11 protein-coding genes are annotated in these 15825 nt (G+C 47.4%); 5 read left to right on the plus strand and 6 right to left on the minus strand.

Annotated features, from left to right (window positions below):
• Positions 1 to 78: 78 nt before the first annotated feature.
• On the minus strand, positions 79 to 300 hold the full coding sequence (locus LZZ85_RS14390) for a PspC domain-containing protein (RefSeq protein ID WP_237873294.1): 222 nt from the start codon (positions 298 to 300) through the stop codon (positions 79 to 81).
• A gap of 197 nt (positions 301 to 497) precedes the next feature.
• Here LZZ85_RS14390 and LZZ85_RS14395 point away from each other — a divergent pair, with 197 nt between their 5' ends.
• Positions 498 to 2885 (plus strand): ABC transporter permease, encoded by a 2388-nt coding sequence (locus LZZ85_RS14395; RefSeq protein ID WP_237873296.1) that lies wholly within the window; start codon positions 498 to 500, stop codon positions 2883 to 2885.
• An 808-nt stretch (positions 2886 to 3693) separates the two neighbouring features.
• Positions 3694 to 5976: an aconitate hydratase gene (locus LZZ85_RS14400; RefSeq protein WP_237873298.1), complete on the plus strand. Its 2283-nt coding sequence runs from the start codon at positions 3694 to 3696 to the stop codon at positions 5974 to 5976.
• Between the two features lie 303 nt (positions 5977 to 6279).
• Here LZZ85_RS14400 and LZZ85_RS14405 read toward each other — a convergent pair whose 3' ends face one another.
• Positions 6280 to 7716 (minus strand): T9SS type A sorting domain-containing protein, encoded by a 1437-nt coding sequence (locus tag LZZ85_RS14405; protein ID WP_237873300.1) that lies wholly within the window; start codon positions 7714 to 7716, stop codon positions 6280 to 6282.
• Between the two features lie 209 nt (positions 7717 to 7925).
• On the opposite strand from LZZ85_RS14405, the gene LZZ85_RS14410 reads away from it, so the two are divergent.
• On the plus strand, positions 7926 to 8534 hold the full coding sequence (locus LZZ85_RS14410; RefSeq protein ID WP_237873302.1) for an HAD family hydrolase: 609 nt from the start codon (positions 7926 to 7928) through the stop codon (positions 8532 to 8534).
• 141 nt (positions 8535 to 8675) lie between these two features.
• Here the strand turns inward: LZZ85_RS14410 and LZZ85_RS14415 are convergent, their stop codons facing one another.
• The 4 genes from LZZ85_RS14415 to xseA all read right to left on the minus strand — a co-directional run bounded on the left by LZZ85_RS14415 (position 8676) and on the right by xseA (position 12001).
• Positions 8676 to 9281: a hypothetical protein gene (locus LZZ85_RS14415; protein ID WP_237873304.1), complete on the minus strand. Its 606-nt coding sequence runs from the start codon at positions 9279 to 9281 to the stop codon at positions 8676 to 8678.
• Between the two features lie 124 nt (positions 9282 to 9405).
• Positions 9406 to 10239 carry a hypothetical protein gene (locus LZZ85_RS14420; RefSeq protein ID WP_237873306.1) on the minus strand — a complete coding sequence of 278 codons (834 nt, stop codon included), beginning with the start codon at positions 10237 to 10239 and terminating at the stop codon, positions 9406 to 9408.
• Between the two features lie 135 nt (positions 10240 to 10374).
• Positions 10375 to 10587 (minus strand): exodeoxyribonuclease VII small subunit, encoded by a 213-nt coding sequence (gene xseB / locus LZZ85_RS14425; protein ID WP_237873308.1) that lies wholly within the window; start codon positions 10585 to 10587, stop codon positions 10375 to 10377.
• A complete protein-coding gene (gene xseA, locus LZZ85_RS14430) occupies positions 10562 to 12001 on the minus strand; it encodes an exodeoxyribonuclease VII large subunit (RefSeq protein WP_237873311.1) in 1440 nt (479 codons plus the stop codon). The genes xseB and xseA overlap by 26 nt, the downstream gene beginning before the upstream one ends.
• Positions 12002 to 12346: 345 nt before the next feature.
• Here xseA and LZZ85_RS14435 point away from each other — a divergent pair, with 345 nt between their 5' ends.
• Positions 12347 to 12880, plus strand: a complete 534-nt coding sequence (locus LZZ85_RS14435) for a hypothetical protein (protein WP_237873313.1) — start codon at positions 12347 to 12349, stop codon at positions 12878 to 12880.
• Between the two features lie 479 nt (positions 12881 to 13359).
• Positions 13360 to 15801, plus strand: a complete 2442-nt coding sequence (locus tag LZZ85_RS14440; RefSeq protein ID WP_237873315.1) for an outer membrane beta-barrel family protein — start codon at positions 13360 to 13362, stop codon at positions 15799 to 15801.
• The last annotated feature ends 24 nt before the right edge of the window (positions 15802 to 15825 follow it).

The raw sequence follows: 15825 nt of genomic DNA on the forward strand, positions 1-15825 counted from the left end.
GCGTCGAAAAAAAGCGCCCTTGCCCGCCCGGCAAAAACCGCAGGAAACTGCATCCCCACCTTCACCGCCGATCGCAGATCACAAATAATACCATGGATTTCTCTTCGCCGCACTCGTATACTTGCGCAGATTGCGCCAAAAGGCAAGAAACATATATATGATGATCGGAGAACCCATCGTCAGCAACGATGTGTAAATGAAATACTGGCGGATACGGGTGGTCGCAATGCCCATCCGGTTTCCGATCGCGGCGCAAACGCCAAACGCATTCCATTCTACAAATTCCTTAAAACGGTTCATACTGCTAATGTAAAAAAAAGGGCGGTTTTAAGCAAGAACAGGTTGCGCACATCTGTGTAATGCTTTAAAAAAGAACAGTGTGTGTATCGCTTCCGAACAAATCAGGTCGCAAGGGAGAGAATAACAAAATGACTGTCAGTATCTTAACAAACTGGCACCGACTTGGGTATACACCTCTAAACTCAAACGCTTTAGTTATGTTCCGGACAAATTTTCGCGTCGCCTGGAGAAATCTGGTCAAACACCGTAATTATACATTGATCAATACACTTGGGCTCGCACTCAGCATCAGTTGCGGGATCGTGATCTTCGTACTGGTCCGGTTTCATCTCAGCTTTGATGATTTTCATGCTGACGCAAATCGTGTGTACCGCGTGGTAACAGAACAGCATCGCGATAATATCTCCTACTCTTCGAGCGTGCCTTCACCCTTTGGGAAAGCTTTCAGGAACGATTATTCATTTGCAGAAAAAACGGCCAGGGTTGCGCAGCTGAGCAATGAACTGGTAAATATTTCCATCGATGGAGAAAACAGGAAATTCAAAGAACCTGCCGGTATTGCATTCGCAGAGCCCGAATATTTCGACATCTTTAATTTCCCATTGGTAAAAGGCAGCAAAAGCAACCTGCTCTCTTCGCCACACGAAGCCATTATATCCGAAAGAATGGCGCGAAAATATTTTGGCGAAAAAGACCCGATCAATCAAACAATTACGGTGGCAAACAGGGTCGAAGCAAAGGTGACCGGTGTTTTAAAAGATCTGCCGGCGAATACAGACCTTCCGGCCGAGATCATCATCTCCTATGCAAGCCTGAAAGACTACAACGCCTGGATGGCAAGTGACGATGCCTGGGGAGGAATGACATCCGCCATGCGCTGCTATATCAAACTTAAAGAAGACATTACTCCGGAGCAGGTTGAAGCCGTTCTACCTGCCTATGTCACAAAATTCAGGGCAGGCAATAAGAACATTCATCATTATAAACTTCAGCCGCTCTCGGCGCTTCACTTCGATGGTCGTTACGGAGGGATCATCGAAAAACGAAATCTCTGGATCCTGTCATTCATCGGCTTATTCCTGGTGATCACCGCCTGCGTGAACTTTGTCAATCTTGCCACAGCGCAGGCCGTAAACCGATCAAAGGAAGTGGGCATACGTAAAGTGATCGGAGGTAGCCGTACGCAGCTATTCTGGCAGTTCATCGGCGAAACGGCCATCATTACGATCCTTGCAACATTAACGGGCTTATTGCTGGCCAATATCACTTTGCCGTACCTGAACAGGTGGCTGGGCACAGATGTATCTGTCAATCTTTTCCGGTCGTGGCAGCTAAGTGCTTTCCTGATTGCACAGATCGTTGTTGTTACCTTTCTGGCCGGCGCATATCCCGGTCTGATACTGTCAGGATTCAAGCCGATTGCAGCGATCAAAGGAAGAATATCGCGTCATCAACTGGGCGGATTAAATACAAGAAGAACGCTGATCGTTGGGCAGTTCGCGATCTCCTTTATTCTGATCATTGGCATGATCGTTATCGCGAAACAGGTTCAATTCGCCAAACAGTCATCCATGGGCTTTGACAAGGACGCTATTGTTGTAGTGCCGGCTGGAGAAGGACCAACAAGCACTGCGCAAACGCTAAAAACAAAACTATCCCAGCTGCCGGGCGTTGAAAAAATATCTCAATGCTATGAGCCGCCATCTTCCGATGCAGCCTGGAATGCCCCTGTGCGATTTGGCAGCCGTGCGGAAGACGAACCTTTTGCAGCAAATATTAAGTCTGCAGATAACCAGTATCTATCCACGTTCAGCTTGCAACTGGTAGCAGGCAGAAACATTTTCCCCTCGGATACCGCACGCGAATTGCTGATCAATGAAACAATGGTAAAAAAGCTTGGATTGAAATCCCCGGAAGAAGCTATTGGTAAAAATATTTCCATCTCACTGAGAACACCGCTTCCGGTGGTGGGGGTGATGAAAGATTTTAACGATCATTCTTTTCATGAAGACATCAGTGCAGTTGCCTTATGGACTGATACAGGTTTCTATGTTAATTATGCCCTCAAGATCAACAAAGCCAATGTTGCGCAAACGCTGAGTGCGATAGAAAAAACATGGAGCGAGACCTATCCCGACCAGGTATATGAATATAAATTCCTGGATGATAAGATCGCGGGATTTTATAGGAACGAAGCATTCATGCTACAGGGGATCAGCATTTTCTGCCTGATCGCGATCTTTATTGGTTGCCTGGGTCTGTACGGACTTGTATCATTTATGGTGTTGCGAAAAACGAGAGAGATCGGGATCCGCAAAGTACTCGGAAGCTCTCCGGTACAATTGGTATGGCTTTTCGGAAGAGAATTTTCCCGATTGATCCTGCTGGCATTCATTGTATCTGCGCCGGTGGCGTGGTGGATGATGAACAGCTGGCTGAAAGATTTTGAATACCGGATCAATTTTTCAGCATGGATCTTCCTGCTCGCCCTGGGCAGTCTTGCGATCATTGCATCCATCACCGTCGGATACAGAACGGTCAGGGCCGCACTATCAAGTCCGGTGAAGAACTTACGGGCTGATTAGCCGAAACAGATCACGGACCACGAGGATTTAACGCAGTCGTACCAGATGCGCATATGAATTTCTAGTGAAAGAAATATATCTGCGCCTTAAATCAGCGTAGATTCCATCTCACAAAAACTTATCTGCCTTGCGTAAGGCCCCCTCTAAATCTTCCCCGAAGGGGAGACCTGGAGCAGTCTGCTAATCAAAAGTGTCCAAATATGTCGAACAATCCATTCAACATATTTAGATGCCACTTTCATAATAAATGTGCGAAGTCTCCCCCTTCGGGCTGCCGTGTACCCACATTTTTCCTTCTATATCACCGAATAATTTCTTGATAGCTTGATGGCCTAAAGGAACGCGGCGGCGATACGCGACGCGCGCGGCGAATACAAAGTCTGCTATGGCTGTTTTCGCTGCGTACGTCGCGTATCGCCGTGTCCGCCGCGTTCCTCTACGCCATTCAAAGACTTATGGGTACACGGTAGCCACCAAGGGGAGATTTAGAGGGGCCTTACGCAGGGCGGCAGACAAGACAGTTAGGTACCTTGTTCTACTTTGACCAATGTCTTATAATCTGCGGGAACCTTAGGCCCAAAAAACCGCGCACTAACGCAACTGTCCAGCATACGTCGTCTCGCTCGTCCATCACCTCTCTCTCATCCACCCTTTCTTCAGTTTCAGCTCAGAAACCCCCGATTTATCCGTAAATTCGTAGCACTTTTCAAGTCGTCGTCACCGTCGCGTCATTTTTTCGCCCCGCCTCTGGTCTATCAATGACCTGACACTGGCCGACGACCAATGCCTAACTTCAAATTATATCCACATGGTATTTGATCTTGATCTCATTAAAAAAGTTTATGCTGAAATGCCGGGTAAGATCGCTGCAGCCCGTCACACCATCGGCAAGCCTCTTACACTCACCGAAAAAATCCTATACGCTCACTTACACGGCGCATTGCCTCCAACTTCTTATACACGCGGAAAGCACTATGTCGATTTTGCACCAGACCGCGTTGCCATGCAGGATGCTACCGCCCAGATGGCATTGCTGCAATTCATGACCTGCGGCCGTGACCAGGTGGCTGTTCCTTCCACTGTACACTGTGATCACCTGATCCAGGCAAAGACAGGTGCCGTGGCCGACCTTGCAACTGCTAATGAAGTAAATAAAGAAGTATACGACTTCCTTGCTTCTATCTCTAATAAGTATGGCATCGGGTTCTGGAAGCCGGGTGCTGGCATCATCCACCAGGTGGTGCTTGAAAATTATGCGTTCCCCGGTGGTATGATGATCGGCACAGACTCGCATACCCCCAATGCCGGCGGCCTCGGAATGGTAGCCATCGGTGTTGGCGGCGCCGATGCAGTTGACGTTATGGCCGGCCTCCCCTGGGAATTGAAAATGCCAAAAGTGATCGGTGTAAAACTTACCGGCAAACTGAATGGCTGGACATCATGCAAGGACGTCATCCTTTGGGTTGCCGGACAATTAACAGTGAAAGGCGGAACCGGTGCTATCGTGGAGTACTTCGGCGAAGGCGCAGACAACATGAGCGCTACCGGTAAAGGCACCGTTTGTAATATGGGAGCTGAGATCGGCGCAACTTGTTCGCTGTTCGCATACGATGAAAAGATGAGCGCATACCTGCAATCAACCGGTCGTGCAGAAGTAGCGTCACTTGCAGACGGTATCAAAGAACACCTCCGCCCCGACCCTGAAGTATACGCAAACCCGGCAGAATACTATGACCAGTTGCTCGAGCTTGACCTTAGCACACTGGAACCATATGTGAATGGACCTTTTACTCCTGACCTCGCTACACCCATCTCTAAGATGGCGGAAGCTGTCAGAGAAAATGGCTGGCCGGAGAAACTCGAAGTGGCACTGATAGGCAGCTGCACCAACTCTTCTTATGAAGACATCAGCCGCTCTGCCAGCATCGTCAAAAATGCGGTCAGCAAAGGCCTGAAGGCAAATTCAGAATTCACCATCACGCCCGGCAGCGAACTCGTTCGCTTCACGATCGAGCGCGACGGGTTCATCAATACGTTTGAAAGTGTGGGCGGCATTGTTCTGGCAAATGCATGCGGACCTTGTATCGGGCAATGGGCGCGTCATATCGACGATCCCAACCGTAAGAACACGATCATCACTTCATTCAACCGCAACTTTGCAAAACGTAATGATGGCCTTGCCAGCACACACGCATTCGTGGCAAGCCCCGAGATCGTCACAGCAATGGCCATCGCAGGAAGTATCGCGTTCAACCCGCTGACCGATAAACTGAAAAATGCAAATGGTGAAGAAGTACTGCTGGATGAACCTTCCGGATACGAACTTCCTCCGAAAGGATTCGCTGTGGAAGATGCAGGTTACCAGGCTCCCGCTGCAGATGGCAGCCAGGTGAAAGTAGTAGTGCAGCCGGACAGTCAGCGTCTGCAATTATTGCAAGCCTTCGCTCCCTGGGAAGGACATGATCTCCAGGCCCTCAAACTGCTGATCAAAGCAAAAGGAAAATGTACTACTGACCATATCTCGATGGCTGGTCCATGGTTGAAATTCCGCGGCCACCTGGATAATATCAGCAACAACATGCTGATCGGCGCGATCAACTATTTCAACGATAAAACTGACACGGTTAAAAATCAGCTGACCGGTGAATACGGACCAGTACCCGCCACCGCACGAGCTTACAAAGCTGCTCACATCGGCAGCGTCGTAGTCGGCGACGAGAACTATGGAGAAGGCAGCAGCCGCGAACACGCAGCAATGGAACCACGGCACCTTGGTGTAAGAGCGATCCTGGTTCGCAGCTTCGCCCGTATCCACGAAACAAACCTGAAGAAACAGGGAATGCTGGCACTGACCTTTGCGAATAAAGAGGATTACGATAAAGTACAGGAAGACGATAACATCGATATCGAAAACCTGTCTTCTTTTGCTCCCGGTCAGCCACTACGTGTTGAACTCAACCACGCAGACGGAACAAAAGATGTGATCGAAGTCAACCACACTTACAATGAACAGCAGATCGAATGGTTCAAAGCAGGTGGAGCGTTAAATGTGATCCGCGCTGAATTTGCAAGAAAACAGGCAGGCAAGTAAAAGACACATTGTTTATCAGATAGAGCCTCCCGGTTTATCCCCGGGAGGCTTTTTTATAGCTGTTGCGGGAGTATCGCAGAGTGCGCAAAGAGATCGCAGAGTACGCAAAGAACCTTTGCGTGTTTTCCGATCCCTTTGCGCACTCTGCGATCCCTTTGCGCACTCTGCGATCCCTTTGCGCCCTCTGCGATCCCTTTGCGCCCTCTGCGATCCCTTTGCGCACTTTGCGATCCCTTTGCGCACTTTGCGATACTCTTACGATAATTCCATTCGAAGGTTTGCAATATAGCCAGCCCACAGCCGCTACTCTTTCAGGAAAACAGTTTTGTCTTTATAACTACCCTGCTCGGCTTTAAGAAAATACTTTCCACGCGGAAGGGCAGAAACATCAAGGGTGACAGCCATTACTCCTCCTGTACGCTCATATGTTCTTGTAATAAGCAGTCGCCCCTGCGCATCAAACACCTGCAATGCTAAAGTACCCTCGCCAGCTTCCGGAACGGTGATCTGCATAACCGAGCTTACAGGATTTGGGAAAAGTTTCAATGCAGCAATCAATGCATTTCTAACCATCACCACCTGGCTGTATTTATACCGGCCATCATTATCTACCATCTTCAACCGGTAGTAAGATGCATTGCTGGTCCTATCTGAAGGATCGTCATACCGGTAATGACCGTTCAACGTACCTGAAGACACAATAGATAGTAAAGAAAAAATTCGTCCATCAGTTGAACGTTCCACTTCAAAATGACGGAAGGCGAATTCATCCGCTGTCTTCCATATCAATTGATTTATATCGCCGCGAGACTCCGCCGTGAAAGAAACCAGCGTAACAGGCAAAGCAAACGACAGGAGGAATATCGGCTGACCACCCGTGAAGTAAGCGCCGGCGGCTACACTGCCGGGAGTAATATCAAAAGGCCCTCCCACCTGGTCCCAGTTAGCACGTGTAGCGATCTGCTTTAACAGAAAATCAGGTGTACCGCTCTTTGGACCTTTATAGGCAAGGTTTGCACTCGTAAAACCCAGTGTAAAACCCAGTGCAGTGGCAGCGACTGTACCATCCAACGCCGCATTATTTACCAGTCCGGTTGGCAGAGCACTTGTGAGAGCAGTTATGTTCGCTGATGTAACATTCTGCCATTGCCCATTTGCTGGTGTAAAGGTTGGATTGTTGCTGGTATTGATCCCAAATATAAATGATGGCGTAGACTCCGGTCCCTGGTAAATGATCACCTGGTCTCCCACAGTTGTGAATGCCCCTAAGGTAGCCACCCCTGCCCAGCTTGTAGCATCCAGAAACGAGAGTGTTCCATTTACCGGAACCATGTTTACAGCTCTGCCGACAGTTGAACTGGCAACGTTCGACGGAGTGACACTGAACTTGAAAACCGTCCCCCGTGTAATAAATGAACCCACCGTCCATATAAATGCTCCATCACCAGTGAAAGTGGCTGAAAAGAATGCCACTCCGTCCCACCCTCTGTCAGTGATCTTTATCTCAGTGCCCGCATTGATATCCTGCAGCGCCATGATAGTGAATTCATCTGAGGTGGACGTAGCCGGACCATTGCCTCCATTATAACCGACAACAGCAATACCTCCCTTTAACAATACAGTTGGCTGCGCATTTAACAATCCTGTATTTACGAATAACAAACATTGAATGAAGATCAGTGAAGATACCCGGACCGGGATAGAGATACTCCACCGTCCCCTCATGTAAACATGATTCATAAGACAATCTGGTTTAAGGTTTAAAAGAATAAACACAGCGCTTCAAGTATTTTGCCAGACTATCCCTTGCTCAACCGGATTACTGCCAAATAATATTCCTTAAAGAGCAAAACCGTAATTGACCTTTTCCTTTCCTAAGCAAAGAATCAAAAAAGCTCATAGCTTCGCGATAGCAAACCTTAACTTTTTTATTCGATCATTAAAAAGACATGAACAACATCGACCTGAAACTTGAAAAGCTCACCAACTTAAGCACTGGATTTAAAGCATATCTGTACGATTGCGACGGCACACTCGCAGATAATATGGAAGCCCACAAACAAACCTATATCGATGTAGCCGCTTCTAAAGGCGTTACGATGGATGGAGCGATCATCGACGAACTGGCAGGATGGCCGATCAAAAACGTGATCGAAGAGATCAACAAGCGCTATAACAGCTCGCTCGACCCTGTCGAATTTGCTAAACTGAAATACGACCTGTTCTTCGATACACATATACCTCAAACCAAACCGATCCCCCACGTGGTTGATCACCTGAAAGCACATGCCGGCAAAGTAAAGATCGCCGTAGTTTCAGGAAGCAGCCGGCAGTCGGTTACCAAAACGCTGGAGATCCTTGGACTGACTTACCTGGTAGAGGCAATTGTTTGCGCAGGAGAAACTGAAAGAGGAAAACCATTTGCGGATCCTTTTCTGAAAGCAGCGGAGCTATTGCAAGTGGAGCCCGCAGACTGCCTGGTATTTGAAGACGGCAATGCCGGAACGCAGGCCGCTGAAGCTGCAGGAATGAAATGGGTACGGATCGACCAATTATGATACACACAAAGTTTGTTCAGCAACAAACCGATAATTCTTTCGCTTTTGATCACCCGTGCCATCTATCCCATTCATGATTGTTTCTTTATGGGGGGGGGAGACGGACGGGTGACCAACTATTATAGTCCAGTTATCTTTATATTACTTCAGGGTGATCGATGGAAAGGCAAAGCGTTTCACTTTATCAGCAAGGTCTTTTCTCGTTTCACCTGAGATACTCTTTACGAACCCGGGCGCGGCAGCACCGTAACTTCTTTTGCTCACCGCAAAGAGTATTACACCCGTTTCACCCTTTGAGCCGCTGTACTTTTTATACCGGTAGATATTCCGCTCAGCGATCTGTATCGTTTTCCCATCAGCTGCATTTGCTGTGATCACAAAATCGAGCAGGTACTCATCACTTTCCTTGTGGTAGAATGTTTCAAAATTCACATATGGATTTGTCCGTTTAAGACTTGTCAGTTCAGCCACTTTCGCATCATAGGCATCCTTATGCGTAAGCGATGAGGAAACTACTTCCAGCATCAGCATATCGGTAAATTTTTCCGGCGACTGGCCTGCAGGCAAATACTCTTGTTTATAATAAAGTGCCGTCGGATGTGAACTCCAGGCGAGTATAAACTTCGATCCGTTAAAAGAAATATCCGAACCCGTATTCAAATAATTCACTGGTTTGGCAGATTGCGCCCCGGCATTTGTTCCGCTGATCATACAGAAAAGTAAGCAACTGTAAAAAAGAAGTCTCATAATACTGATAAGGTTTACGGTGTAAAATTACCCGGCATACCGATCACACGAAACAATAGCAGGCGGAACACTGGATTTAGCGAACGAAGCGTAGCAGAATACCAATAAGACGAAATATGCGGCCTTACAACATTCCCTTCAGGTATTGCCATGCGACCTCTCCCTTGATCGCCCAGGTTTGACGCGTCAGTGGCTGTCCCGCAAAGATGACCCCCACAAACCTGTACACTGTCTGATGCTCAGCCGTACGGAATCTACCCAGTACGGGCGCGCCCGAATACCCCTGCGCTGCATACGGCTTGATAAAATAATAATACCTTGATGTTCCTCCCAGGATAGCCCGTGCGCTATCTGAGGAATTGGGAAAATTTACACGCAAAGACGCATCATAATCTGCAAAACCACGAAGATTCACATTTCCCGCAAGCCTTTGCTGTCTTGAATAAAATGCCGGCACCGCACCCTCCTGCGTTGGAAACCCGAACACGATCACCTCTTCCGGCACCGCATCGAAATAAGCCGGATCGATCAGGTCATTAATAAAATGAACCTCCGCATCTTCAGGCAGCAGGAGTGGGATTTTCAAAAGATCAATCCGGTCAACCATACTGAAGATCTCTGTTTCGCCCGTCACATCATCACTCACATCGATAGACAATAATTTTGTCTCTTCTGAATTCTTAACAGGATACTTCAGGTAAAGCGTATCAGCATTAAATGTGATGGATTGTTTCAGCGGACTCATTCCCTTGATCGCGTGATAATTGCTTACAAGAAATGTTGTATCACCGGATCTATAGAAAAATGCGGTACCCGTGAACTGTTGCTGCCCATACAACGCGAAGATGGGATAACTGTATCTGGCCAGTACAGTGCTATCCACGTCAGCCTGAGCACGGCCAACAAAAGAAGATGCCAGGCATATCGCCACTAGGCCTGAAAAAAATGATGTTTTCATAGATACAGTAAGTTAAGACAACATCATAAAAAAATCAGGCCAGTATCATTACAGTAATGTTAAAACACTAACAGAAAAGTGTGTTACTGATTGAAAGTCAATCAAGACACAAAAACTTCTCACAGTTGGCATTTCTTATTCTTTTGTTTTCTGTTCCATCTGTGCAATGATCTTGTTCACTTCCGTTTCTGTGGAACGGAGTTTCCCCTGGCAATAAGTGATCAGCTCGGAAGCGCGTTTCACTTTTTGTGCAAGCACGTCCACAGATACTGATTCGTTTTGTATTTCCTCGGCGATCTCTGCCAGTTCTCGATAAGCTTCTTCATACGATAAAATCTTTTCCGTCATATTCCTTCTTTTGATTTACTGTAGCAACGATTTCTATGTCTTTTAAAATTACAGATATATTTTTCCCGTTCTCGGCCTTACCCGGATCACTTGTTACTTCTCCATCAACTTTCACAATAGCGAATCCTTTCTTCAGAATATTGTCAGGTGCCATCATTCTGGCGATCGTTTTGTGATGCGCCAGGTACGATTGCTGATTCTTTAGGAGGTTTGCACTGAACAGTTTGATCGTACCCACCATATTTGCAAGCGAGTGCTGCTGGGTAGAAACAATGATCCTGGGTCTTGTCAATACCACAGAGCACAGCTTCAGCAGCTCACGATTCTTCTCCAGTAAGATCTCACCGGACTGATTGACCACTGTCTGGTGAGCTTTCAAAAGGAACGAACGATGTTCGTTCAATAACAACTGGGTTTTATTGGTAACAGTGGATTTGAGATCCGCCAGCAACTTATTTTGTTTCAGGAACATCTGCTGCGACCGTATCAATATTGTTTTCTGCAATGCGACAATACCATCTTCGAACGCCCTGTTGTGCGCAATGATGAATTCGGCTGCTTTGGTCGGCGTTTTCACTGAAGTATGCGCCATCATGTCCGCAACGGTCTGATTGATCTGGTGACCAATTCCCGTTATGATCGGTATGGGAAACCTCGCCACGATCTTTGCTAACGGATACTGATCAAAGATCAGAAAATCCGTTTGAGCACCTCCTCCCCTGATCATCACCACTACATCGTAAGGAATGCCCGAATTATAAACATCCAGCAGTTTATTATAGATCAGGTCGGCCCTGGCTTCCCCCTGCACTATCGTATAAAACGGATCAATAGTGATCTTATATCCAAAGCTGTTTGACTCAAGTGTATGTAAAAAATCCTGCAAGCCCGCAGAAGAACTCGAAGTGATCACAGCGATCCGCTGAAGCACCCGCGGCAGGGGCTTTTCTTTATTTGGCGTAATATACTGATCACCGGCCTTGCGTATAACGCCGGGATTCTCCGCTACCAGTCTTTGCAAGGTCTGCTGCTTCTGCAATTCCAGCGCGCCAATGGTGAAATTACTGTCGACATCAAGCAGGGTCAGTTTCAGCCCAAAGGATGAATGATAAGAAACAGACACTTTCAGCATCACTTCAATATCATTCCTGAACTGCTGCCCTGTTACCCGCTGAAATTCCTGGATCCTGTCATGCCCCTGCGACCATGCCGCAGCCTGCATTTTGGCAATGATCTGGGTGCCGCTGCTGGCCTTTTCCACCAGGTCAAAATAGTGGTGTCCCTTTGAAGATTGAAAGCTGTAGTTCGTCACCTCCGCAACGATCCAGTAATGCTGATTCCCAAACCCGTCATTGATCGTGCGGGCGATAGAACTGGTGAGTTCCGAAAGGCGTATATGTGGGGAGGTTGACAAGGGGCGAAGGTACGAAATGATCGTTGACAGTCTGCGCCAAACGTAGCAATAGCGTTGCCCGTTATCCGTTGACCGTTGCCCGTTTGTGGCAGCATTAACGTCGTATAAAGCCTTTGGTCGCAGTCTGCCTCAGGCTTGGTGCGGAAGCAAGGACAACCCGATAATACACAATTAAACAGAAGGTTTGAGCTACCGCCTTTTCGTTACAACGCCGGTCAACGGACAACGATCAACGGACAACGGACCAAAGGACATCGCTTCATTTCAAAAACACCCCGCTTCAACCTGATAAAAACGGATGATAAGAATCTCTTACACAACTTTGCGAAGACCAACCAACCGCATATGAAAAAGTTCATCTTCTTCGCATTTGCTTTATCCGCAGTCATCCTGTTTTCAGGATGCGAGGATGCCACCCCGGAGAGATATTTTGACCTGGCCGTGCTGAACAGCAACCTGATCGTCGGATTTGCCAATGATGGATTTCAGCGCGAGCTGGATCAGCCATCCGTAATGCTGGTGGAAGGCTCACGCGACTCTTCCAGACCCATGAAAAGAAAAGATGTCGTGGATGATAAGATCCGGTTTGTAGAAGGCAACCTGACCAAATTAAAAGATCTGAAAGAAACAACAGACACGAAAGATATTTTACATGCCTCCATCCAATTACACGAATTTATCCTTCCTGTTTACCGGAACGAGTATCAATCTCTTGCCAGTATGTATGATGACGGCGCCCACAATGATTCGATCCGCACCGCGGCAGCCGCTATTCATGATAAATACAGCGCTGATTTCGAAGAGAAGTATAATAACCTGATCAATTCCGGAAAGAACTTCGCTACCAAACACAAGATCACGGTCAACTGGGGACGATGATTCGTCTTTATTGCTAATACTTCCTTGCCTGCCCGGTTTCCCGCAGATTTTAAGACATTGGTTAAGGTAGAACAGGGTAGCTAACTGTCTTGTCTGCCGCCCTGCGTAAGGCCCCCTCTAAATCTCCCCCTTTGGGCTACCGTGTACTCACATTTTTCCTTTTATATGACCGAATAATCTCTTGATAGGTTGATGGCGTAGGGGAACGCTGCGGACACGGCGATACGCGACGCGCGCGGCGAATACAAAGTCTGCTATGGCTGTTTTCGCTGCGTATGTCGCGTATCGCCGTGTCCGCCGCGTTCCCCTACGCCATTCAAATACTTATGGGTACACAATAGCCCGACCCGCGGAAGCTCTCGCCCCCTATTCGTACTCCCCAAACCCTGTTTCGTGTAACGTTTTTCATAACCGATCCTTGCTTTTATAGGTTTGTCCTGTTATCAGAAACCAACTCTCAAACATAAAAGCAAGATATTATGAGACACTTTATTCTTTCCCTCCTGCTATTGAGCGGATCAGCCGCCTTCAGCCAGCAGATCAATGGCCGTGTACAGGATCAGCAGAACGCCCCCGCCGGCGCTGCCACCATCAGCCTCCTGCGCGCAAAAGACTCTGCGGTGATCAAGATGGAAATAACAAAAGAAGAAGGCGGATACCAATTCGGAGGCATCGCTACCGGCCAATACCTGGTAAAAGCCACCCTTGCCGGTCATACGCCCGCTTTTTCTGAAAAATTTACCCTTGACAGCACTGGTTCCGTTACACTTCCTCTACTGGTGATCAAAAAATCGGTCACAGAAATGAAAGCTGTTACAGTTACCGCAACCAAACCGCTGGTGGAAGTAAAGGCTGACAAGACGATCGTAAACGTAGAAGGTACGATCAACGCCACAGGCTCGGACATGCTGGAACTTCTTCGCAAGTCACCGGGAGTATTGGTAGATAAGGACGATAACATCAGCATGGCCGGAAAGAACGGTGTACAGATCTATATCGATGGCCGCCCAAGCCCTTTGTCCGGCACTGATCTTGCCAACTTCCTGAAAAGCCTGCAATCTTCACAGGTTGAATCAATACAATTGATCACCAACCCATCTGCTAAATATGAAGCGGCAGGCAATGCAGGCATTATCAATATCGTTCTGAAAAAGAATAAAGCTTTCGGCACAAACGGATCTGTTGCCGCCGGTTGGAATATCGGCACCTTTCCTAAATACAACGGCAGTGTTTCCCTTAATCACCGCAATGCAAAAGTGAATATTTTCGGCAATGCCGGCGTTAACCGTATAAAAATGATCTCAACGCTTAACAGCTACCGTACGATTCCCGACTCCATCTTTGATCAGCGGGGAACACAGCTTAATCGCGTAACAAGCTATAACCTGAAAGTCGGGGCTGATTATTTTATCGATAAGCAAACAACTATCGGGGCGATCATCACCGGCAATTTCGCCGATATGGAAATGAACGCAAACAACACCACTATTATCGCAGGCAAACAAACCGGCAATACCAGCCGCCTGCTTGTAGCGGGTGGAGACAATATCCGTAACAACGACAACTTAAACGCCAATCTGAACTTTACCCGCAATGGCTCTAAAGGAAAGACGCTGACAATAAATGCAGATTATGGATTCCATGAACTGAAGGGCAACCAGTTCCAGCCAAACACCTACTTTGACCCAACGGGGCAGACCATCATCAGCAGGAATGCCGTCACAATGATCACTCCCGCAAAGATCGATATCTATTCTGTAAAAGCAGATTATGAGCAGTCGATTGGCAAAGCGAAGATCGAAGCAGGTGGTAAGGTTGGATATGTAAACACCGATAATGATTTTCAGCAGTACAATGAGAACCTGATCAAAGACCTCGATCGCAGCAACCATTTTATTTATAAAGAGAATATCAATGCCGCTTATGTCAACTACAGCCGCCCCTTCAAAGGTTTCATGATCCAGGCAGGATTGCGCGCGGAGAATACGAACATCGAAGGAAGGTCCAATGCATTCAGGAATGAAGGAAGTGGCTACAAAGCGTATGATTCCTCATTCAAAAGAAACTATACCGATCTGTTCCCAAGCGCCGCTGTCACGTTCAACAAAAACCCGATGAATCAGCTGAGCATTACCTATAGCAGAAGGATCGACCGCCCATCTTATCAGCAAATGAACCTGTTCGAGATCAGGCTGAGTGAATACTATTCAATGAGAGGCAATATCGACCTGCGTCCACAATACACCAATAGCTTCGGCATCACTCATACATATAAATACAAACTAACAACATCTCTGAACTACAGTATTGTGAAAGACATGTTCACGCAGGTAACCGACACTGCAGATATTTCCAAATCTTTCATCACACAGCGCAACCTCGCCTCACAAAAAGTACTGAACCTGAACCTCAGTTATATGATCCGCAAAGGAAACTACTCGGCAATGCTGAATGCCGCAGGAAATTATTCCGACTATAAAGCGGATATTGATGGACGCAGGGTAAGCCAGGACGCATTTGGCTTCAGCGCCTTTATGCAGAACAGCCTGAGCTTTTCAAAAACCTGGACAGCAGAACTTACAGGCTATTATGTCGCTCCTACGCTCGTAATGGGCATGGTAAAGATCAAAGGTTTTGGCAGCGCTGACCTCGGCATACAGAAGAAACTCTGGAATGGAAAAGCAAACATCAAAGCATCGGTAAGTGATGTGTTCCGTACACTGCAATACAGGATCTCTACAGACTTCAGCGGCCAGCAAACACGCAACAATGTCCGGTTCGAAAGCCGTATGTTCAAACTGAACTTCACCTACCGTTTTGGCAGCAGTTCCGTAAAAGCAGCCCGCCAGCGGAATACAGGCGCAGACGATGAAAACAAAAGAGCGTCACAGTCAGGTGGATCTGCGGGATCAGGATTCTAGTTCGTTGACCGTTGTCCGTTGACC

Origin of the sequence: Terrimonas ginsenosidimutans (assembly GCF_022012415.1) — a bacterium.
Lineage (GTDB): Bacteria > Bacteroidota > Bacteroidia > Chitinophagales > Chitinophagaceae > Terrimonas_A > Terrimonas_A ginsenosidimutans.